Annotated in this window: 12 protein-coding genes and 2 pseudogenes; 8 read left to right on the top strand and 6 right to left on the bottom strand. The window is 72.1% G+C overall.

Features of this window, described 5'->3' with window-relative positions; genetic code table 11:
* The first annotated feature begins 239 nt into the window (after positions 1-239).
* Positions 240-1,901: an amino acid permease gene (locus tag ACFWIC_RS34505; protein ID WP_380520859.1), complete on the top strand. Its 1,662-nt coding sequence runs from the start codon at positions 240-242 to the stop codon at positions 1,899-1,901.
* A 25-nt stretch (positions 1,902-1,926) separates the two neighbouring features.
* Here ACFWIC_RS34505 and ACFWIC_RS34510 read toward each other — a convergent pair whose 3' ends face one another.
* On the bottom strand, positions 1,927-2,613 hold the full coding sequence (locus ACFWIC_RS34510) for a TetR/AcrR family transcriptional regulator (RefSeq protein ID WP_380520861.1): 687 nt from the start codon (positions 2,611-2,613) through the stop codon (positions 1,927-1,929).
* Between the two features lie 158 nt (positions 2,614-2,771).
* Here ACFWIC_RS34510 and ACFWIC_RS34515 point away from each other — a divergent pair, with 158 nt between their 5' ends.
* The 4 genes from ACFWIC_RS34515 to atzF are packed head-to-tail and all read left to right on the top strand — an operon-like array spanning position 2,772 to position 9,515.
* The gene (locus ACFWIC_RS34515; protein ID WP_380520863.1) at positions 2,772-3,614 is read left to right on the top strand and encodes an urea amidolyase associated protein UAAP1; all 843 of its coding nucleotides are present in this window, start codon (positions 2,772-2,774) and stop codon (positions 3,612-3,614) included.
* Complete coding sequence (locus ACFWIC_RS34520; RefSeq protein ID WP_380520866.1) at positions 3,611-4,261, top strand: urea amidolyase associated protein UAAP2; 651 nt, start codon at positions 3,611-3,613, stop codon at positions 4,259-4,261. The genes ACFWIC_RS34515 and ACFWIC_RS34520 overlap by 4 nt, the downstream gene beginning before the upstream one ends.
* Positions 4,261-7,848, top strand: coding sequence for an urea carboxylase (gene uca / locus ACFWIC_RS34525; RefSeq protein WP_380520911.1), 3,588 nt, complete (start codon positions 4,261-4,263; stop codon positions 7,846-7,848). Before ACFWIC_RS34520 ends, uca begins: the two co-directional genes overlap by 1 nt.
* Positions 7,845-9,515: an allophanate hydrolase gene (atzF, locus tag ACFWIC_RS34530; protein WP_380520868.1), complete on the top strand. Its 1,671-nt coding sequence runs from the start codon at positions 7,845-7,847 to the stop codon at positions 9,513-9,515. The genes uca and atzF overlap by 4 nt, the downstream gene beginning before the upstream one ends.
* Before the next feature lie 98 nt (positions 9,516-9,613).
* Here the strand turns inward: atzF and ACFWIC_RS34535 are convergent.
* A pseudogene (locus ACFWIC_RS34535) lies at positions 9,614-9,791 on the bottom strand (IS30 family transposase); the annotation flags it as partial.
* Between the two features lie 33 nt (positions 9,792-9,824).
* Between ACFWIC_RS34535 and ACFWIC_RS34540 the strand changes: the two are divergent.
* Positions 9,825-10,163 carry a transposase gene (locus tag ACFWIC_RS34540; RefSeq protein ID WP_380520869.1) on the top strand — a complete coding sequence of 113 codons (339 nt, stop codon included), beginning with the start codon at positions 9,825-9,827 and terminating at the stop codon, positions 10,161-10,163.
* Between the two features lie 523 nt (positions 10,164-10,686).
* Here ACFWIC_RS34540 and ACFWIC_RS34545 read toward each other — a convergent pair.
* From ACFWIC_RS34545 to ACFWIC_RS34555, 3 genes are all read right to left on the bottom strand, one after another.
* A complete protein-coding gene (locus ACFWIC_RS34545; RefSeq protein WP_380520871.1) occupies positions 10,687-12,339 on the bottom strand; it encodes an RICIN domain-containing protein in 1,653 nt (550 codons plus the stop codon).
* A 573-nt stretch (positions 12,340-12,912) separates the two neighbouring features.
* Positions 12,913-13,608 (bottom strand): discoidin domain-containing protein, encoded by a 696-nt coding sequence (locus tag ACFWIC_RS34550; RefSeq protein ID WP_380520873.1) that lies wholly within the window; start codon positions 13,606-13,608, stop codon positions 12,913-12,915.
* Positions 13,609-14,450: 842 nt separating this feature from the next.
* Positions 14,451-14,861, bottom strand: coding sequence for a helicase associated domain-containing protein (locus tag ACFWIC_RS34555; RefSeq protein WP_380520875.1), 411 nt, complete (start codon positions 14,859-14,861; stop codon positions 14,451-14,453).
* Between the two features lie 981 nt (positions 14,862-15,842).
* Between ACFWIC_RS34555 and ACFWIC_RS34560 the strand changes: the two genes are divergently transcribed.
* Positions 15,843-17,057: an IS110 family transposase gene (locus ACFWIC_RS34560; protein WP_380520877.1), complete on the top strand. Its 1,215-nt coding sequence runs from the start codon at positions 15,843-15,845 to the stop codon at positions 17,055-17,057.
* Positions 17,058-17,185: 128 nt separating this feature from the next.
* Positions 17,186-17,820: pseudogene (locus tag ACFWIC_RS34565) on the top strand (LysE family translocator).
* A 217-nt stretch (positions 17,821-18,037) separates the two neighbouring features.
* On the opposite strand, the gene ACFWIC_RS34570 reads toward ACFWIC_RS34565, so the two are convergent.
* Positions 18,038-20,896: an ATP-binding protein gene (locus ACFWIC_RS34570; RefSeq protein ID WP_380520879.1), complete on the bottom strand. Its 2,859-nt coding sequence runs from the start codon at positions 20,894-20,896 to the stop codon at positions 18,038-18,040.
* Positions 20,897-21,122 lie beyond the last annotated feature (226 nt).

The raw sequence follows: 21,122 nt of genomic DNA on the forward strand, positions 1-21,122 counted from the left end.
CCCCGCGCGGCGCGCGCCCCGGGCCCCCGGCGCCGCCGCCGGGGGGGGGGGCCCCCCCCCCCCCCCCGCCCCCCCCCCCCCCCCCACGACTGGTGCCGAGCGGCGGCAGCCCGCCCAGGAGAAATGGCGGTGCGCTCGGCGTCGTAGTGCGGTGGCGCCACGCCGGGTGGGAGCGAGCACCGCGGCGCCGGGGGAGCGCGGAATCGCGGGCCCTGAGAGAAGTCACTTACGGGCGGGACATGGGTGCGACACGTGGTGGAAACGGGCGGTCCCTAATTTCTGTCACCCGACCGGAATTGCAGGTTCCGTCTATACGACAGGGAACAGCCGTGACCGTGACCCCCAGACCCACGCCTCCGCCCGGCACGGCGGAGGACGACACCCTCGCCGCGTTCGGCTACCCGCAGGAGCTGCGGCGCCGGATGGGCAGATACGCCTCCTTCGCCGCCGGCTTCTCCTTCATCTCGGTGCTGACCACCGTCTTCCAGTTCTTCTCCCTCGGCTACTCCTTCGGCGGGCCGCTCTTCTTCTGGACTTGGCCCGCCGTCCTCCTCGGCCAGCTCCTGGTCGCCGCCTGCTTCGCCGAGCTGGCGGCCCGGCTGCCCATCGCCGGGGCGATCTACCAGTGGTCCAGCCGCCTCGGCGGCCCGGCCTTCGGCTGGTACGCGGGATGGATCATGGTGATCGGCCGGATCGTGGTCGTGGCCGCCGCCGCGCTCGCGCTGCAGGTCGTCCTGCCTGCCATCTGGCCCGGCTTCCAACTGGTCGGCGGCGACCCGTCGCCCACGACGACCACCGGCGCCGCCAACGCCGCCGTCCTCGGTCTGGCACTGCTGGCCCTCACCACGCTGCTCAACGTGCTGGACAATCGCGCGCTGTCCGCGGTCAACATGGTCGGTGTCACCGCCGAGATCGCCGGGGTCGCCCTGATCGTCGTCCTCCTCGTCACTCACGCCGAGCGCGACCCCGGCATCATCCTGCAGACAGGCGGCGAGGGCGGCCTGATCACGGGGCTCCTCGTGGGCTCGTTCACGGCCGCATACGTCCTCATCGGGTTCGAGAGCGCGAGCGAGATGAGCGAGGAGACCGTCAACCCACGGCGCACCGCCCCCCGCACGACGTTCAGCGCCCTCACCACCTCGGGGGTCTGCGGTGGGCTGCTGCTGCTCGCCGGGCTGCTCGCCGCCCCCAGCCTCATCGACGGGCGCCTCGCGACCGAAGGGTTGGGTTATGTACTCACCAGCACCCTCGGTGACGGCCTCGGCAAGGTCCTCCTCGCCGACGTGGCCCTGGCCATCTGCGCGGCGACCCTGGCCATCCAGACCTCGGGGACCCGGATGCTCTACTCGATGGCCCGCGACGGTGTCCTCCCCGCGTCGGCCCGGCTGGCCCGGGTGCCCCGGCGGACCGGAATGCCGGGCACAGCGGCGGTGGTGGTCGGTGTGCTCGCGGGCGGGCTGCTGCTGCTCAACCTCGCCTCGCCGCAGGCGTTCCTGGCGATCGGCACCACCTGCATCGCGTTGGTGTACCTGGCGTACGCGATGGTCACCGGCCCGATGCTGGTCCGGCGGCTGAAGGGCGACTGGCCGCCGCCGGCCGACGGTGAGCGCGACGAACTCGGACGACCGCTGTTCTCCCTCGGCCGCTGGGGACTGCCCGTCAACGTGCTCGCCGTCGGCTACGGACTCTTCATGACGGTGAACCTGTCCTGGCCGCGTGCCGAGGTGTACGACCCGCAGGGCGGCCACTGGTACTTCCAGTGGTTCACCGTCCTGACCGTCGGCGTGACGGTCGCGGTGGGTGCGGCGTACCGCTGGTACAGCCGCGGGAGTGCCTCCGCCGTGATGCAACCCGGCCGTGAGACCGAGCCGGGGCACGTGAGCGAGACTCTACGGACCTGAGCTGTCGGGAGCACCGGCCACCCGGTCAGGCACCAGCCGCGAGGAGCCGCCGGCCCTCGCGGCGCAGCCCTGCCAGGGAGCGCCGCGCCACCCCCGCTACCCGCAACGCCGCGTCGGCCGTCGCGACGGCGAGCGCTCGTGGGTCGCGGTCGGGGTCGGTGCGCCGGATGAGGATCACGCTCTCGGTGAGACCGAAGAGCAGGTCGGTGCGCAGCGCCAGGTCCGCTGCGCCGAGCTCCGCGCCCGCCGGGGTGGCGGCCAGCAGCTCCTGGTAGAAGTCCTTGAGTTCCGACCGCACCCGGTGGAAAGCGGCGAAGCGCTCCGCCCGCACCTCGGGCAGCAGGTACAGGGCTCCGAGGTTGTGCGGACCGCCGTACAGTAGCGCCACGTCGGAGTGGCACAGCGCCCACAGCCGCGCCTCCGGGGGCGCGTCCGTTCGGGGTGCGAGCCCACGCGCCACATCGAGGGACGGACGGACTGTCCCTTCCAGCAGCTCGGCGAGGATCTCCTCCTTGCCGGCGAAATAGTGGTACAGGGACGCCTGTCGCAGGCCGGCCCGCTCGGCGATCGTCCGGGTGGAGGTCGCGGTGTACCCGTGGGTGGTGAACAGTTCGGCCGCCGCGCCCAGGACTTCGTCCCGAGGGTCCAGGCCGCTCGCGGGCCGCTCGTGGGCGCGCGGGCGGCCGACTCTCCTGCTGGTCGGCGTGTTCACTCCTTGATCCTCGCACAGGGCCGGCGCCCGCCCGCGGCCCGAGCCCTTCGGTGAGATTCCGGTAACCGACCCGAAACGCGCGGGCAATGGGCGCGAATCGCCCGCTCCTTAATTTCTGTCGAGCGACAGAAATCACTCCCGGACCGGAGGTCGATCCCATGGCGACAACGTCAACGACAGCGTCGGCGTACGGCGCGCGTGACCACGCCCGCGCCCAGGAGGGCACCCGGGTCGACGCCATGCCCGTACTGCCCGCGAGCAGTTGGCCGTCACCCCCGGAGGGTGTCGCGGCCGCGGACATCGTGTGGGCCGAGACGGTGACGGGCGGCGGCTACACCCACGCGGTGCTCGCCCGAGGTACCAGGCTGCGGCTCACCGACCTCACCGGCGACGCCTGTGCGCACCTGCTGCTCCACTGCGCCGACCGCCCCTGGGAGCGGTTGAACGTGGCCGACACCGTGAAGGTGCTCTGGAACGCGTACCTCGGTGAAGGGTGCCTCCTCCTGTCCGACCAGGGCCGGGTGCTCGCCTCCGTCACCGGGGACACCTCCGGACGGCACGACGCCCTCACCGGCACGTCCACCCTCGCCCGCAACACCCGGCGATACGGGGACGGGACCGCGCAGTGCGCCTCGCCCGCCGGGCGCGAGCTGTTCAAGCTCGCCGCCCTGAAGCACGGCCTCGGCCCGCGCGACCTCCCGCCCTCCCTCTCCTTCTTCCAGGGCGTGCGGATCGCCGAGGACGGCTCCACCGAGTTCACCGGCTCCGCCGGCCCCGGCGCCACCGTCACGCTCCTCGTCGAGCAGGACGTCACCGTCCTGCTCGCCAACGTCCCGCACCCGCTGGACCCGCGTCCCGCGTACAGCTGCGGGAACCTTCAGGTCCTCGCGTACCGGGGCCGGCCGACCCGTCCCGGCGACGCCCGGTGGGACGCCTCGCCCGAGGGCCGTCGTGCCTTCCTGAACACCGTGGCCCACCTCACCGCCCGGGCGATCGCATGACCGGCACCGCCCGATCCGGCCACGTCGTCTCCGACGACACCGTGCCCGCCCGCGCCGCCTGGTCCGCGATCGTCCGCGCGGGTCAGCTGCTGACCATCACCGACCTGCACGGCAACCAGGCCGTGGACTTCCTCCTCTACGACGCGCACGACACCTCCCTGCGCTACAGCGCCCCCGACACCATCCAGGCTCAGGGCACCGTCTTCCTGACCACCGGCTCGGTTCTCATGTCCAACGAGCACACCCCGCTGATGACCGTCGTCAAGGACACCTGCGGCCGCCACGACACCATCGGCGGCGCCTGCTCCAAGGAGTCCAACACCCTCCGCTACGGCCATCACACCTGGTCGCAGCACGCCTGCGTGGAGAACTTCCTCGCCGAGGGCGCCCGGCACGGCCTCGGCAAGCGCGACCTGGTCTCCAACATCAACTGGTACATGAACGTCCCGGTCGAGAAGGACGGCACCCTCGGCATCGTCGACGGCATCTCGGCCCCGGGCCGGCAGGTCGCGCTGCGCGCGGAGACAGACGTCCTCGCGCTGGTGTCGAACTGCCCTCAGATCAACAACCCCTGCAACGGATTCGCACCGACGGCCGTCCGCATGACGATCACCGCACCGGGCGCGCGCGACGAGGACGGCACATGATGACCTTCGACACCCTGCTGGTCGCCAACCGCGGCGAGATCGCCGTACGCGTCATCCGCACCGCCCGGCGGCTCGGCCTGCGTACCGTGGCGGTCTACTCCGACCCGGACCGCAGCGCCGCGCACGTGCGGCTGGCCGACGAGGCCGTACGCCTCGGCCCCGCGCCCGCCAAGGAGTCCTACCTCGACGCCACCCTGGTCCTGAAGGCCGCCGAGGCCACCGGCGCCGGAGCCGTCCACCCCGGCTACGGGTTCCTCTCCGAGGACGCCGCCTTCGCGCGCCGTTGCGCCGACGCGGGCATCGCCTTCGTCGGCCCCACCTCCAGACAGCTCGAACTGTTCGGGGCCAAGCACACCGCGCGCGCCGCCGCGCAGGCGGCCGGCGTGCCCCTCGCCCCGGGCACCGGGCTCCTCCCCGACGTGGGAGCGGCGCTCGCGGCGGCCGAGGAGATCGGCTACCCGGTGATGCTCAAGGCGACCGGCGGTGGTGGCGGGATCGGCATGCGGGCCTGTCACGGTCCGGCCGAACTCGCCGGCGCCTGGGAGCGGGTACAGCGCGTGGCCGCGGCCTCCTTCTCCTCCGCGGGCGTCTTCCTGGAACGGCTGGTGGAGCGGGCCCGCCACGTCGAGGTGCAGGTCTTCGGCGACGGGCGGGGCCGGGTCGTCACCTTCGGCGACCGCGACTGCTCGCTCCAGCGCCGCCACCAGAAGGTCCTGGAGGAGGCCCCGGCGCCCGGACTGCCGGACCGGATCCGCCACCGACTCGTCTCATCCGCGCGGGACCTGTGCGCGTCGGTGGACTACCGCTCGGCCGGCACGGTCGAGTTCGTCTACGACGCGGCACACGAAGAGGCGTACTTCCTGGAGGTCAACACCCGGCTTCAGGTCGAGCACCCGGTCACCGAGGAGATCTACGGCGTCGACCTGGTCGAGTGGATGCTGCGCCTCGCGCAGGGCGACCCGGCAGTCGTCACCGAACCCCCGGCCCCGCGAGGACACGCCGTGGAGGTCCGGGTCTACGCCGAGGATCCTTCACGAGACCACCGTCCGAGCGCGGGCCTGCTGACCCGCGTCGACTTCCCGGCGGGCGTCCGCGTGGACACCTGGGTGGAGACCGGCACCGAGGTCACCACCGCGTACGACCCGCTGCTCGCCAAGATCGTCGCGCACGGCGCCGACCGCGCCGAAGCCCTGGACCGGCTCGGCGCGGCGCTCGCCGCGACCCGCCTCGACGGCATCGAGACCAACCTCGGCCTGGTACGGGCCGCGCTCCGGGACCGGGACGTACGCTCCGCCCGGCACTCGACCGCCTCCCTGGCCGCGATCGCCGACCCGACGCCGCGCATCGAGGTCCTCGCACCCGGCACCTTGACCACGGTGCAGGACTGGCCCGGTCGTACCGGTCACTGGCAGGTCGGCGTCCCGCCGTGCGGGCCCATGGACGACCTGTCCTTCCGGCTCGGCAACACCGCGCTCGGAAACGACGCGGGCACCCCCGGTCTGGAGTGCACCCTCCAGGGACCCACCCTGCGGTTCACTCACCCCACGACGGTCTGCGTCACCGGCGCCCCCGCCCGTGTGAGCGTCGACGAGTCCCCCGTGCCGCAGTGGGAACCGGTCACCGTCGCGGCCGGACAGACCCTCCGCGTCTCAGCCCCCGACGAGCTGGGCCTGCGCACCTACGTACTGTTCGCGGGTGGGCTGGACGTGCCGGACTACCTGGGCAGCGCGGCCACCTTCACCCTCGGCCGGTTCGGCGGACACGGGGGCCGCGCCCTGCGTGTGGGAGACGTCCTGCACGGCGGCGAGGCCCGCGCCGAGACCTCCGCCGTCCCCCTCGGCCGACGACCCGCCTTCGGCCGGCAGTGGGAGGTCGGCGCCGTTGAAGGCCCGCACGCCGCGCCCGAGTTCTTCACCGAGGGCGACATCCGTGACTTCTACGCCGCCGATTGGAAGGTCCACTTCAACTCGGCGCGCACCGGCGTCCGCCTGATCGGTCCCACCCCGCGCTGGGCCCGCCCCGACGGCGGCGAGGCGGGCCTTCACCCCTCCAACATCCACGACACGCCGTACTCCGTCGGAGCCGTCGACTACACCGGCGACATGCCCGTCCTCCTCGGCCCCGACGGGCCCTCCCTCGGTGGCTTCGTCTGCCCGGCGACGGTCGTCATCGGGCAGCGCTGGAAGCTCGGCCAGCTCCGGCCCGGCGACACGGTGCGCTTCGTCCCGGTCACCGCGGCGGCCGCCGCCGAGCTGCGGCGCAACCCCAGCGCGACACCGCGGGCCGACCGCGAGCCGGTCGTCGACGGAGGAGTCCTCGCCCGCCTGGAGGCGACCGGGGACCGCCCGGCGGTCACCTACCGGCGCAGCGGCGACGACAACCTGCTCGTCGAGTACGGGCCGATGCGGCTCGACCTGGCGCTGCGCATGCGCGTCCACGCGCTCCTGGAGGCACTCGCCGCGCTCGGGCTGCCCGGAGTCGTCGACCTGACCCCGGGCATCCGCTCGCTCCAGATCCAGGCCGACTCCGACGTGCTGCCGCAGGAGGAACTCCTCGGCCTCGTGCGGCGCGTGGAGGAGGAGCTGCCGGCGACCGACGACCTGGTGGTGCCGAGCCGGGTCGTCCACCTGCCGCTGTCCTGGGACGACCCGGCGACCCGCGAGGCCATCGACCGGTACGTGGCGGGTGTGCGCGACGACGCCCCGTGGTGCCCGTCGAACATCGAGTTCATCCGCCGCGTGAACGGCCTGGCGACGGTCGACGACGTGTACCGCATTGTCTTCGACGCCGAGTACCTGGTCCTGGGCCTGGGTGACGTGTACCTCGGCGCGCCGGTGGCCACCCCGCTGGACCCTCGGCACCGGCTGGTGACGACGAAGTACAACCCGGCCCGTACCTGGACCGCGGAGAACTCCGTCGGTATCGGCGGCGCGTACCTCTGCGTCTACGGTATGGAGGGCCCTGGCGGCTACCAGTTCGTCGGTCGGACCACGCAGGTGTGGTCCGGCTGGTGTCAGCGCGGCGCCTTCGAGCCGGGCAGGCCGTGGCTGATGCGCTTCTTCGACCGGATCAGGTGGTACCCGGTCGGCGCGGACGAACTTCTGGAGCTGCGCGCGGACATCACCTCCGGCCGGTTCGTGCCGGCCGTCGAGAAGGGCACCTTCTCGCTCGCCGAGTACCGGGCCTTCCTCGACGGGAACGCCGCGTCGATCGCCGCGTTCCGGGCCCGTCAGAGCGCGGCGTTCGGCGCCGAGCGCGACGCCTGGCAGGCCGCCGGCGAGTTCGACCGCGCCGACACGGCCACCGGGACGGCACCGCCGTCCGCGGAGGTCGTGGTGCCCGACGGAGGCCGCCTGGTCGAAGCCGAGTTCGCCGCGTCCGTCTGGCGGGTCGACGTCCAGGTCGGTGACCGGGTGTCGGCGGGTCAGCAGCTGGTGGCGCTGGAGGCGATGAAGATGGAGGCACCGGTGCGGGCCGCCGACGACGGCGTCGTCGTTCAGGTCCTTGTCACACCGGGCAGTCAGGTGGAGGCGGGCACCGCGCTCGTCGTCCTGGCCGCCGTCGAGGCCACGGAGGTGCGCACGTGATCAGTGCGGTGGAACGCGTCCGGGCCGCGTACGCCCGCATCGCGCAGGTGGACCGGCCGGAGGTGTGGATCGCTCTGCGCCCCCGGGAGGACGTGGAGGCGGACGCCGCCGCGGTCGACGCGCGACAGGGCGCGGGCGAGCGGCTGCCGCTGGCCGGCACGGTGTGCGCGGTCAAGGGCAACATCGACGTGGCCGGCCTCCCGACCACCGCGGGCTGCCCCTCGTACGCCTACGCGCCCCGGGCGGACGCCCCGGTGGTGGCGCGCCTGAGGGCGGCGGGCGCCGTGGTCCTCGGCAGCACGAACCTCGACCAGTTCGCGACCGGCCTGGTCGGCACCCGCAGCCCGTACGGCGCCGTCCGCAACGCCGTCGACCCGGCCTACGTCTCGGGCGGCTCCTCGTCCGGCTCGGCGGTGGCGGTCGCGCTCGGCATCGCCGACTTCGCGCTCGGGACGGACACCGCGGGATCGGGCCGGGTACCGGCGGCGTTCAACGGCGTCGTCGGCCTCAAACCGACCTTCGGTCTGGTCCCGACCGAGGGCGTCGTTCCGGCCTGCGCCTCGATCGACTGCGTGAGCGTCTTCGCCCGCACGCTCGCGGAGGCCGAGCGGGCGCTGTCCAGCATGTCCGCGCCCTCGGCCCGCAGGCTCCCCCCGCTGGAGCAGCGCCGCCCCGGTCCGTGGCGGATCGCCGTCCCCGAGCCCGGGCTGCTCGGCGAGCTGGACCAGGGCTGGGCCGAGGCGTTCGGCGAGGCCGCGACCGTGCTCGCCGACGCGGGTGCCGAGCTTCTGCCCCTCGCCCCGGCGCCTTTCATCGAGGCGGCCGCGCTGCTGTACGAGGGCGCGTTCGTCGCCGAGCGCTACACCGCCGTCGGGGCCTTCCTCGACGGACGCGCGGGCGCGGCCGACCTCGACCCGACCGTGACCGCGATCATCTCCCGCGCCCGTGACGTCCCGGCCCACCGGCTCTACGAGGACCGCGCGAAGCTGTCCGCCCTCAAGGCCAGGGCGCTGGCGGCGATGGGCGACGCGGACGCGGTTCTCCTTCCGACGACGCCGGGGCACCCGACCCTCGCCGAGGTCGCCGCCGACCCCGTGGGCACGAACGCCCGCCTCGGCCGGTTCACCAACTCGACGAACCTCTTCGACATGGCGGCGGTCGCCGTCCCGGCCGGCGAGGTGAACGGGCGGCCGTTCGGCGTCATGCTGATCGGCCCGGCGTTCACGGACGCGCGACTCGCCCGCATCGCCCACCCGCTCACCGCGCCGCCGGTGCGACTCGCCGTGGTTGGCGCGCATCTCGGCGGACAGCCCCTGAACGGACAGTTGCTCGCCCTCGGCGCCCGGCTGGTGCGGACGACCACGACCGCGCCCGTCTACCGGCTGTACGCGCTGGACACGGTCCCGCCCAGACCGGGCCTGGTCCGGACCCGCGAGGGCGGTGCGGCGATCGAGGCGGAGGTGTGGCAACTCTCCACCGAGGGGCTCGGCACGCTCCTCGCGAAGCTGCCCCGTCCGATGACCCTCGGCACCGTGGAACTCGCGGACGGCACCTTCGTGACCGGATTCCTGTGCGAACCTCAGGCCCTGGACAGGGCCCGCGAGATCACCTCCTACGGCGGCTGGCGCGCGGCGCTCGCCCGCGCCGAGGGTCCGCGCCCGGCCTGACGCACCGCCGCCCCGCTGTGGCACACCGCACGGTAGAAGGCGGTAAGGCCGCCACGCGGGGCGAATTCGAGGGGTCGTTGCAACACGTGTTTGGTTGATCAGGCCGCGAGCAGTCTATGCATGCGCTCGGCTGGGGTCTCCCAGGCCGAGCGTTTTGCGTGGGCGACTGTTGAGCTTTGCGGCGGCGGACAGCAGTTCGTCGGGTGTGTGGCGGGTCAGGTCGGTGCCCTTTGGGAAGTACTGCCGCAACAGGCGGTCACCATGACCGCCCGATCCCGCAACAGCGCCTTCTACCAGCAGTTCCTCCACATGCTCGAGGACACGAATCCCACGGGCGACATCTACGTGGTGACCGACAACCTGTCATCCCACAACAGTCTGTCCACCCGGACCTGGCCGGAGGACCACCCACGGATCCGACATGTCTTCATCCCGGTCGGTGCGTGCTGGCTCAACCTGCAGGAGGGCTGGTGGCGCATCTTCCGCAAGGCCGCCCTCGCCGGGCGGTCCTTCTCCGGCCCCGACGAGATCGCCCAAGCCATCCGCATTGCCACAGCCCAGCTCAACGTACTTGCCCGTCCCTGGATATGGGGCCGTCCAGCCCCGCCAATCCGACAAGCACGACGCCGCTACGTATACCTGCTTTGAGGAACGCAGCACTAGTCGTGGATCCGACCCTCCAGGGCACGCTCCCGGTACTACCTGCAATCGCTCAAGGGGACGTCTGGCCCGGACGGAGCTCTGAGCGCCCCCGGAAGAACTCCGGGCACCGACAGACTGGGTGGTTCTGTCGGTGCCCGGCCCGGCCGGCACCGGTCCATCGGTGCCGGCCACCCGTGTCTCCCGACTACCCGGAAGGACCCGGCGACCGACCGCACTCCGCAACGCCCTCGAACCCTGTCGCCGCTACCGGCTGCTGAAACGGGCCATGTTCGTCTCCGCGTTCGCCGCCCTGCACGACCCTGCCTCCAGGGCCTACTACGACTGGCAGCGAGCCTGCGGCAGAGAGGCCTCCGGAGGCCCCCCGGATCCCCGTCGGCGACCGAGACGGGTCGCCGACGAAGATCCCGGGGGTGTGGCAGGCGTGTCGTGGTCGGCGCTGGTCCGGTGCCGGATGGTGCGGCGGCCGGGCTACGAGCCGTGGGGCCGACTGACGGGGTCGCGGCGGTTGTCAGCGGTTGCAGCGCAGGCTGTCCACGTTCACTGCCTCTCCCATGGCGTGCATGCCCGTGTCATTCGGGTGCAGTGTGTCGCTTCCGCTGTAGTACGAGGGACGCAATCGCGTTGGCTGGGCAGGGTCACGCATCACCGCGTCGAAGTCGACGACCGCGTCGAAGAGCCCGCTGCTCCTGATGAACGCGTTCGTCTCCTGGCGGATCTTCTCGTCTGCGGTGGCCTGCTCCCCGCCGAAGGGAAGGATCGTCGCCCCCACCACGCAGACGCCGGCCGCGTGCGCGCGGCCCACGATGGCGCGATAGCCGTCGGTCAGCGCTTGGGTGGTCGGCTTTCCGTTCAAGATGTCGTTGATGCCTTCGAGCAGGACGATCGTGCGCAGTCCGCGCTGTGACAGCACGTCGCGGTCCAGCCGGGTGATCGCGCTTTTGCCGCCGAACGGGTAGCGGTCCCTCAGTACCTCATTTCCGGCGATGCCTTCGTTGGCCACGCCCTTGATTAGGTTCCCGGGAGCGCTCTGGAGCCGGGCGGCGAGAACGTCCGGCCAGCGGCGGTTGGCGTTCAGGGAGGACCACCAGCCGTCCGTGATGGAATCGCCCAGTGTGGCGACCGTGCCGGTACCGGCGGGAGCGTCGACCACGACGGCATCCAGGTAGGACCAGGTCTCGACGGATTTCGTGAAGGCGGTGCCGGCGTGGTCGGCCGCGTGATTTCCCTGGTGGGCCACGTAGGACGTCTGCCGCGTGTTGCGGTGGCCGGACATGACAGCGGGTTCCCGCGGGACGTAGAGACTGACCGCGAGGTCGGAGCCGGCCGCGACCGGGGTGTCGAGCGGGTCGCTGTACACCGAGCCCCCTGCGGGGACGGTCACCGAGGTGGCACCACCGAACGTCAGCGGCCGGTTGCTGCCGGGCGTCAGGGCGGCGCCCGACGACCGCAGTCCCATCCGTACCTCGCCGAACGTCACCGGCTCTCTGCCGAAGGCGTTGGACAGCCGGATCCGCACCGCGCTGCCTGCCGTGGCGGTGCGGACGATGAGGCGGTGGGTCAGGTCGTGGCCGATGGGCTCGACGATGTCTGCGCTCGCCGCCCAGGTGACGACCTGCGTCGTGGCGGAACTGCGGGTGAACTGTTCGTTGCCCCTCTGGCCGCAGGGCCACTGGATGAACTGGCCACCGTCACCCGCCACAGCGCCCTGGACGTTCAGGCACTTGTTGCTGTGCCGGGCGATCAGGCGGTACGTGCCGTTTCCCTGTTTGTCGAGCCTCCATTGGGCGTTCGGTTGCCCGGTACAATCGTACTGCTCGACGGCCGCCCCCTTGGCGGTGGAGGCTCCCCTGACGGTAAGGCAACGTCCGCTGTGTCGGGCGGTGACACGGACGTATCCGGAACCGGCGTCCTCCAGGCTCCACTGCTGGTTCAGATCGCCGACGCAGGTCCGTTGTTCGGCCTGGACGGCATTGGCGGAGTCGCTTCGAGGGATGGTGAGGCACTTGCCACTGTGCCGGGCGGCGAAGGTGTAGGTGGTGCCGGGGCTTCCGGCCAGGCCGGCCGTGGTGGTCGTCGTGGTGGCCGTGTCGCCGGCCGCGGGTACAGCTGGTACCAGCAGACTCAGGATGACGGCGATGAGGAGAAGCCAGGATTTGCGCATGTCGTGTCCCTTCTCCGCGCGGACCGGTAGTCGGCCGCTCGCGGATCGGTCTGGGGTTTTGTCCGGTGCTTCGGCGGGTCACCCGAGATCCCCGAGAAGGTGCGGGATGTCCAGGGTGAAGGACGGCTGGGCGGGGTGTTGCGTCGAACATCTTGGTGAGCCTGGCCGTAGAGCCGCTTCGTGCCTGAGGCTCCGCGCCGGGTACCGGCTGTCCCTTCCGTGGGAGCTGCGGATCACCGGGGCGTGGGCGGATAAGGCCGCTCGGGTGGCGACGGGCGGGTCGGCGGGAGGTGGGGTCTGGGGTGAGGAGGAGGCGGTGGTGTCGCATTTCGCTCTGGACGCCTCGGCGGAGAAGACAGCGGAGCAGGAGGGAGGAACTGATGGCGGCAGCGCGCGCAGCTCGCCGAACACGGCGTCAAGTAGGCGTGGGGAGATCTCGTGCGCGGCTCGGTCGGGGCTCCTGCAACGCTCTGATTCTTGGGCGCGCACCGTGTGGGCCGGGGTGAAGGCCGACCCACCATGGGGTGGGTCGGCCTTCCGATCATGCCGATGGTGTTGCCGGTACCGGCACGGTCATCGCGCGGTGGCCTGTCGCTGGTGGAGGCTGATCTCAGCGGCTGAGGCGTAGCCGGCACCGTTGGCGGCTCGTGTGGTTTTCATTCGGATGTGGCGGGTGGTGGTGTCGGGAAAGGTGATCGTCCTGACGCCCGAACCGGGCGGGAGGGTGCCGCTCGCCACGGCGGTCCAGTTGTTTCCGTCGGTGCTGGTCAGGATCTGGTAGTCGGCCATGGTGCCGTTGGTGCCGCCGTCCTGGCGCGGGAGGTAGTCGAGCCTTCCCACGGTTCGGGACCGGCCCAGGTCGATGTCGATCCAGTGCGGCATGGGGGTGATGCCGGTGCCGTACTGCGTGTGCCAGATGGTGGAGTTGTTTCCGTCGATGGCGTTGGCGGCTTGGCCGTTCTCCCGTACGGTTTCGGTGCTGTCGGCGGTGGCCGTCCAGCCGTCGCGCGGGATGGCGGTGTAGGCGGCGGTGCCGGTGGTGGGCGCGGCCTCGAACACCACCACTTCGTGTGGCTGCAGCGTGATGCCGGTCGGTGTGCCGCGTTGAGCGGTGAAGGCGGCGCGCAGGCCGTCCTTCTCGGTGAAGCGGTACGCGCCCTGGGTGCCGCCGGGCAGCTCGAAGATCTGCTGCGGGTCCACCGTGAAGGTCTTGGCCGTGGCTGAGGGATTGCGCTGCCGACCGAGGCCACCAGCATTCCCCCACGCCATGAAGACATCATGCGGGCTCCAGAAGAGCTAGAGCGGGAGTGAGTGGGGCAACTACAGCGCCTTCGCAAACAGCTTGTCAAGAGTTGGTAAAACATAAAGCATTACGAGCAAATTCGAGTAATCCATCGCATGGTCATGCAAAATGCCAGCGCGGCCTCCGCCCAGCCGGCCGCGATGTGGCTGTTCATCGAGGTCGACCGTCCCGTGAGCGAGACCTTCGAGGTGTTCCCCACGCCCGCCTGGACCTGAACCACGTCGAGTCGGGAACGTCCCAGGGCACCGTGAGCGTGCGCAACCCGAGCGCCGGACCACCACTCGCCGACCGGGAGCAGCCCTTCCGCCTCCCGCCCGGCCTCAGTGACCAGTGACATCGCCGTCGTCGGCGGCGCCCGCCTGGTCACCGCCGAACGCGACCGGCGCGGCACCCTCGGGAAGCGCCAGACCGACCGTCCGCCATGCCGAAACAGGCAGCCCGACGACCGGTCGCTCGCCTGTTCGCCGTGGCCCGTCCCGGCGGATCCGACACGAGCGATCGCCCCCGCGGCCTGGCGCCTGGATGCGCCCCTGCCGATCCTCTCCCGCCCCGCCCCGCCCCGGCCCGGCCGCTGCCGCCTCCGCCCGCTCGACCTCTGTGAGTTCCTGCCGCCGGGTCGAGGCTTGAGTGGTCTCTGACCAGCGCTTCTCGTGAGCCGGCGGGAAAGTCCGGCTCGGCGGGGGGGGTAATCGAGCGGGTGTCCCCGGTGGGCCACCATGCTGCTTGGGCGCCCCAACCGGCCCTGACCTGCCAACCTCGTCGGTGCACGGGAATGACGTGAATATCCCGGGAATCCCAGCACCGCCCGCTACGCCCATTCCACGCCGTGCTCGGCGAGCTGCGCGAGCTGCCCTGCGGTCAGCTTCGCCCGGCGTGCCTTCTGGTTGTTGAGCCAGGTGCCCAGCGCGAAGTGCGACACCACCACCTGCTCCTCGCCACCGGGGCCGGCCTCCACGGCCTCCACCGGCTCCTTGTGCGGGCGGGGCACCCGGGGATGACGCTCCCGCTCAACGAACTGCGCCGGCGCCGCCAGGCCCTGGGCGAACCGGTCGGTGCGGGACACTTTCGGCTTCGCTTCGGCCGCCTGCTTGGCGGCCACCAGCTCCGGGTCGGCCTCGATGCCGATCGCCGTCAGCAGGTCCCGCTGGTCGGCCTCCAGACCGGGCCAGCCGGCCCGCTGCGCCTGCACCCAGCGGCCGAGCTGCTCGCCCTCGAACACTGCGGCCGCCTCCGGGGCCGTGCCGGGCGTAGCGGGTCGGCGTGGGCGAGCAGGGTGCGGTGGGCGGGTGTTGATCTTCGGCCGGTGAGGGGGAGTGGTGTCAAGGCCCGAAATGCTGGTGGGGCGGATAGCACAATCGTATGGGCTCCTCTGTGCGCCGCGCGCCTTCGCCGCGGGGTAGGAGAAGAGGCGGGTGCGGGCCGGGAATTCTCCGCTTGTGACGCCCTGTGCGGGTCGGTCGGGCGTGCCGGTCGTCCGGTCGGGAGGTCCGGTGTGAAGTTCGCAGGGAGACGAACGTCACCTCCGGGCCCAGTGGACGCGTCGGCCGGCCAGGGGCGGCGAATTGTCAACAACTTCCTTGATTTGATCGGTACTTCACCGCGCGAACCCTGCCCGGGGTGGCCGCTTCGGGAGGTGGATCGCAGGTCGTCGCCCGCCCGGCGGCCCGCCTGCGGATTCCCCCGGGGGTGTCACTGCCGCCGAGGGAATCGGCCGGAGTGGATCAAGAACCGGAGTAGTGGTCCACCTTTTTCGCCCGGTGCCGGGATCGCGCCGTCTATTCCCCGCCTTCGGTGGATGTCCGGGTGCCGGAGTATTGACAGTGCAGTTGTGCGGCGCTGTAGTTCCAACTAGTCCCTCCTGCTTCGCCGGTTCCGGTGCGCTGCCTCACCGGTCCGCCGAAGCGGCGGCGGCGTCACATTCGGCTGAGCTGCGATGTCCCCCGTTATGTTTTTCGCGGTCCTGCAAGAGGGCCGCCGGCCTCCGGGCCCGGCATGACTGTGTCCCCCTGTCGAAGAGATGACCTGGGGGGTGGTGTCACCGGGCCCGGGGGTGTCGTCGGAGACGCTGATGAGAGGTCCGGCCACCGCCCGGTCCGGCGCAATGCCGGACGGCCCGCGGGCGGCAGGTCTGCATAACGTGGATGCGCGCGTACGACACCACCGTCGAGGCCGGCCCGTCCGACTCCCCTGGAAGGGTGCGATGTTCGACACCGAAGACGTGGGCGTGTTCCTCGGCCTGGACGTCGGCAAGAGCGCTCATCACGGCCACGGCCTGACCCCGGCCGGCAAGAAGGTCTTCGACAAACCGCTGCCCAACAGCGAGCCGAAGCTGCGGGCCGTCTTCGAGAAGCTGACCGCGAAGTTCGGCACCGTCCTGGTGATCGTGGACCAGCCCGCCTCCATCGGCGCCCTGCCCCTGACCGTCGCCCGCGACGCCGGCTGCCAGGTCGCCTACCTTCCAGGACTGGCCATGCGGCGAATCGCCGATCTCTACCCCGGCGAGGCGAAGACCGACGCCAAAGACGCCGCCGTGATCGCCGACGCGGCCCGCACCATGCCCCACACCCTGCGCTCGCTGGGACTCACCGACGAGATCACCGCCGAACTCACCGTCCTGACCGGGTTCGACCAGGACCTCGCCGCCGAGGCCACCCGCACCTCCAACCGGATACGCGGCCTGCTCACCCAGTTCCACCCGTCACTGGAGCGCGTGCTCGGACCACGGCTCGACCACCAGGCCGTCACCTGGCTCCTGGAGCGCCACGGATCCCCGGCAGCCCTGAGAAAAGCCGGACGCCGCAGACTCGTCGAACTGATCCGCCCCAAAGCCCCGCGCATGGCCCAACGATTGATCGACGACGTCTTCGACGCCCTCGACGAACAGACCGTCGTCGTCCCCGGCACCGGCACCCTCGACGTGGTCATCCCGTCCCTGGCCCGATCCCTCGCGGCCGTCCAGGAACAGCGCCGGGCCCTGGAGGCCCAGATCAACACCCTGCTGGAGGCCCACCCTCTTCACCCGGTCCTGACCTCGATGCCCGGCGTCGGCGTCAGGACCGCCGCCGTCCTGCTGGTCACCGTCGGCGACGGCACCGGCTTCCCCAGCGCCGCCCACCTCGCCTCCTACGCCGGCCTCGCGCCCACAACCAAGTCCTCGGGCACCTCCATCCACGGAGAACACGCACCCCGAGGAGGAAACCGGCAGCTCAAGCGCGCCATGTTCCTCTCGGCCTTCGCCTGCATGAACGCCGACCCCGCCTCCCGCACCTACTACGACCGGCAACGAGCCCGCGGCAAAACCCACACCCAGGCACTCCTGCGCCTCGCCCGCCAACGCATCAGCGTCCTGTTCGCCATGCTCCGCGACGGCACCCTCTACGAGTCCCGAACCCCAGCCGTCACCCCTGCCGCATGACCACCCCAAACAGCACCAAAACCGGCGCCACATCCTTGACGAAGGACATAGAGGCACCCCCCCCGCACAGAGCAAGCACGCGCCGCGCACTCTCGCCGGCCGCGTGGCCAGATCAGGAAGTACGGCCCATGGTGAATCCCGAAAGCCTCCTCGCGTTCGCCGCGCTGTCCCTCGTGATGATCGCGATCCCCGGCCCGAGCGTCCTGTTCGTTGTCGGCCGCGCCCTCGCCCACGGCCGCCGTACCGCGCTCGCCACCGTCCTGGGCACTTTCTGGGCTGCTACACCCTCGCCCTGGCCGTCGCCCTCGGCCTGGGCCCCCTCGTTCAGAGTTCAGCCACCGCGTTCACAGCGGTGAAGCTCGCCGGCGCCGCCTACCTCGTCCACCTGGGCGTCCAGGCGTTCCGCCACCGAGACAAGCTGCGCACGGACCTGGCATCCGAGGGAGGCGAACGGCGCGGCGATCTGCGCACCGTCCTGGACGGCCTGTTCGTCGGCGTCACCGACCCCAAGGCCCTGGTCTTCTTCGCCGCGACCCTCCCGCAGTTCGTCAACCACGACGCCGGGCCCGTCCCGTTGCAGATGGTGGTCCTCGGCCTGATCCCGGCCGGTATCGGCCTGCTCTGCGACGCCGTCTGGGGCCTGGGCGCGTCGGCAGCCCGGACCTGGCTCGCCGGCTCGGACCGCCGCCTGTCGGCGATCGGCGGCGCGGGCGGCATCGCGCTGATCGGCCTCGGGGTCATCGTCGGCGCCACCCGTCACTGACCTTCACCGGGTGATGCGGGAACGGGCAGCACCCCCTTTCGGGCAGGGCCCAGGACCGCCGCCGGAACCCCCGCAAGGGCATGGGACGGCGCCCCTGGTCCGACCGTGCTCAGCGCAGGATCGCGCGAACGTATCCGGCGACGCCCCGGCATCTCCGACGCCTTCGCCACCCCCGGTAACCAGGCACCAGGCAGCAGGCACGGAAACAGGGCCGGGTTCAGAGGGACCCGTGGGTGAGGTCGGCGCGGGTGGTGCGGAGTTTGGCCAGGACGCGGGCGACGTGGTTCTCGACGGTGCGGGTGGAGAGGAAGAGTGCGGCGGCGATGTCCTTGTTGGTGGCGCCGGTGGTGAGGAGGTCGCGGATCTGTTCTTCGCGGGGGGAGAGGCGGTCGCCGTAGCCGGCCCGGCCGCGGGGGTTGGAGGTCGCTTTGCCGAGTTCGCGTAGCGTGCGGTGGCAGCGGGCGGCGTCGGAGGTGGCGCCGAGGTGTTCGAAGGTGGTGATCGGTGCGGTGAGGCGGGTGGAGACGTCGTCGAGGTCGGTGCGGGTGCGGGCGGCGCGTTCGGTGGCGAGGGCGGCGGGGTAGGGGCGGCCGATGGCGGTCCATCGTGCGGCCGCGAGGTCGAAGGCGGTCATCGCGGCGTCGGGGTCGTGGGCTTGCAGGAGCAGGCCGTGGCACAGGTGGTGTTCGGCGACGGCGCCGGGCGCGTCGCGGCCCTCGGTTCCGGTGGTGTGGCGGGTGGTCAGGGCCTCGGCCTCGTCGGTGCGGTCGAGGGCGAGGAGGATCTCGACGGCGGTGGGGACGAGGTCCCAGGCGTGGGCCCAGGCCTCCTTGCGGTCGAGGAAGGCGAGGAAGTCGTGCGGGTCGGTCAGAGCCCGCCAGGCGGCGTGGGGGTCGCCTCGGTTGAGGTGGAGGCGGGCGGCGCCGGCGGCTGCGCCGAGCGCCTCCAGGTGCAGGCCCTCGCGGGCGAGGACCTGCCCGAAGGCGGTAGCGGCCTGGGCGGTGCGGCCACGGGCGGCGGCGATCAGGCCGCGGACGGTGGCCAGCAATCCGCCCTCGGCCAGCGGACTGTCCGGATAACGCTCGTGGAAGGATTCCAGGCCCCGTTCGGCCTCGTTCCAGCGCCCGGCCTGCCAGTCGAGCATGACCTGGAAGGAGTGGCTATACGGGTCCATCATCCGCATGTGGGTACGCGCCGCCATCGCGCTCTCCTCGGCGAGCGCCGCCGCTGCCCGCGCGTCGTTGCCGACGGCGAGCGCGTCCACGGCACCTGTGCCGAGGAAGAGCACCGTGCCCTGGAGTACCCGCACGTCGTCGCTCTCGCGGGGCAGCGCCGCCACCAGCTCGGCGGCGGCGGGATCGGCGGCCACGCACTGCTGGCTGAACCTGGCGAGGTGGAGCAGCGACTGGGCGTAGTGGTCCTCGCCGGCTGCCGGCAGGGCGAGTCCGCGTTCGACCATGGCCCGCTGCTCGGCGAGTGAGAAACGGCCGGTCCGGGACAGACCCAGCAGGGCGAGCGTCCTGGCCGTGGAGACCGGGTCGCTCTCCTCCACCTCGGACAGGGCGGTCAGCAGCTCCTCCTCGCTCCCCGGATCACCCTCGTCGTAGATCAGCGCCGTCGCGACGGCAGCTCTGATCCGGCCACGGGCCGCGGTGGGCAGGCCGGGCAGCAGCATGATCCGGCGCAGCCCCGCGAGTGAGGCGGTGCGGTCCGTACGGAAGTGTGCGGCCAAGGCCAAGGCCATAGCCGCACGGGTGAGTTGTTCGGAGGTGAGGCCGGGCTGGTCGAGGATCTCCTGCAGGAGCGTGGCGGCGGTGCCGTGGTCGCCGACCGCGCTGGCCTGGTCGGCGGCGGCCTGGGCCCGGGACAGCCACGCCGCCCGGTCACCCGAGGCGCGGGTGTGGTGGGCGATCTGCACCAGCGGCGCAGGGTCCTGAGCCTGCAGGACCTCCAGGACCCGCCGGTGGACACGGTTGCGCACCGGCCCCGGGAGAGAGCCGTAGACCGCCTCCCGCGCGAGGGCATGCCCGAACCCGTAGGAGTCCGGGCCCACCTGCCGCAGCACCGCCCCGCCGAGCGCCTCCAACAGGGCCGCCTCACCCCGCTCCTCGTCCAGGCCCGCGGCCTCGGCCAGCAACGCCTGCCCGGCCGGAACCGCGAGCACCGCCGCGGCATCCACCAGCACCGCCGCCTGCGGCCCCAACCGCGCCCGGCGCTCGGCCAGCACCTCACCCAGACTCCGCGGCACACGCAACACCGCGAGGTCCGTACCGCGCGGCGAGCCGGCGAGGGTGACCAGATCCTCCTCGATCACCAGCGGCAGACCCCCGCTGCGCTCCAGCAGAGTCCGCACCAGCGCCGGCGCCGGCTCGTCGCCGAGCACCTCGCGCGCCATCGCCCGCAGTTCCGGCTCGCCCAGCGGGCCGAGCCGGATCTCGGCCCCGCCCGTGCCCGGCGAACGCCGGAACGCGGCACCGAGCACGGGCCCGCCGCCGGGCAGGTCCTCCGCCCGGTACGTCAGCACCAGCGCCGCATCGGCGGGCATGTCCCGTGCGAGCAGAAGCAGCAGCTCACGGGTCGCCTCGTCCGCCCAGTGCACGTCCTCCACCACCAGCACCGCCGGCGCGATCGCCTCCAGCAGCGTCCGCACCCCGGCCGCTATCCGGAACCGGTGCGCGCCCGACCTGGAAGAACCCGGCGGGGGTTCGGGCAGTGGTTCGGGTAGCGCGCCGGCCAGGTCCGGCAGCAGGGGCGCCAGCGCCCCCGCCGACACGTCCAGCCGCTCCACGGACGGCAGCCACGGCCCGACCCGGCGCAGCGCGTCGACCACCGGCCCGTACGCCAGCGGCTCCCGCAGCGGATGGCACCCGCCCGCCAGCACCCGCAGCCCCTGCGCACGCAGCACCGCCGACGCCTCCGCGACCAGCCGCGACTTGCCGACCCCCGCCTCCCCCTCCACCAGGACCACCGCCGGACGCCCCGCGCCCACCGCGCCCAGCAACTCCCGCATCTCACGTTCGCGACCCGCGAACGCACACCCCCCGGAGAAAGCCGATCCGCCGCCCAGACCGTCCATACCCAGCTCCCATCACCACTGCGGCCCCATAGCGGGAAGGAGCGCCGCACCGTGATCAAGTCCACCGTAACCCGGCCCACAGCAGAGCGCCGAGACGCATACCGGGTCTGTTCCCGGCTGCGCAGGCAGGCACCCTCCCTCGTGACCGTGAGTGAATACGGGAAGCCACCGGCCGACCCGCGCGCGGGCGGAACCGGCCGGCGACTTCCCGCCCGGCGAGGTGCCG

The organism is Kitasatospora sp. NPDC127035 (assembly GCF_042726075.1).
GTDB lineage: Bacteria > Actinomycetota > Actinomycetes > Streptomycetales > Streptomycetaceae > Kitasatospora.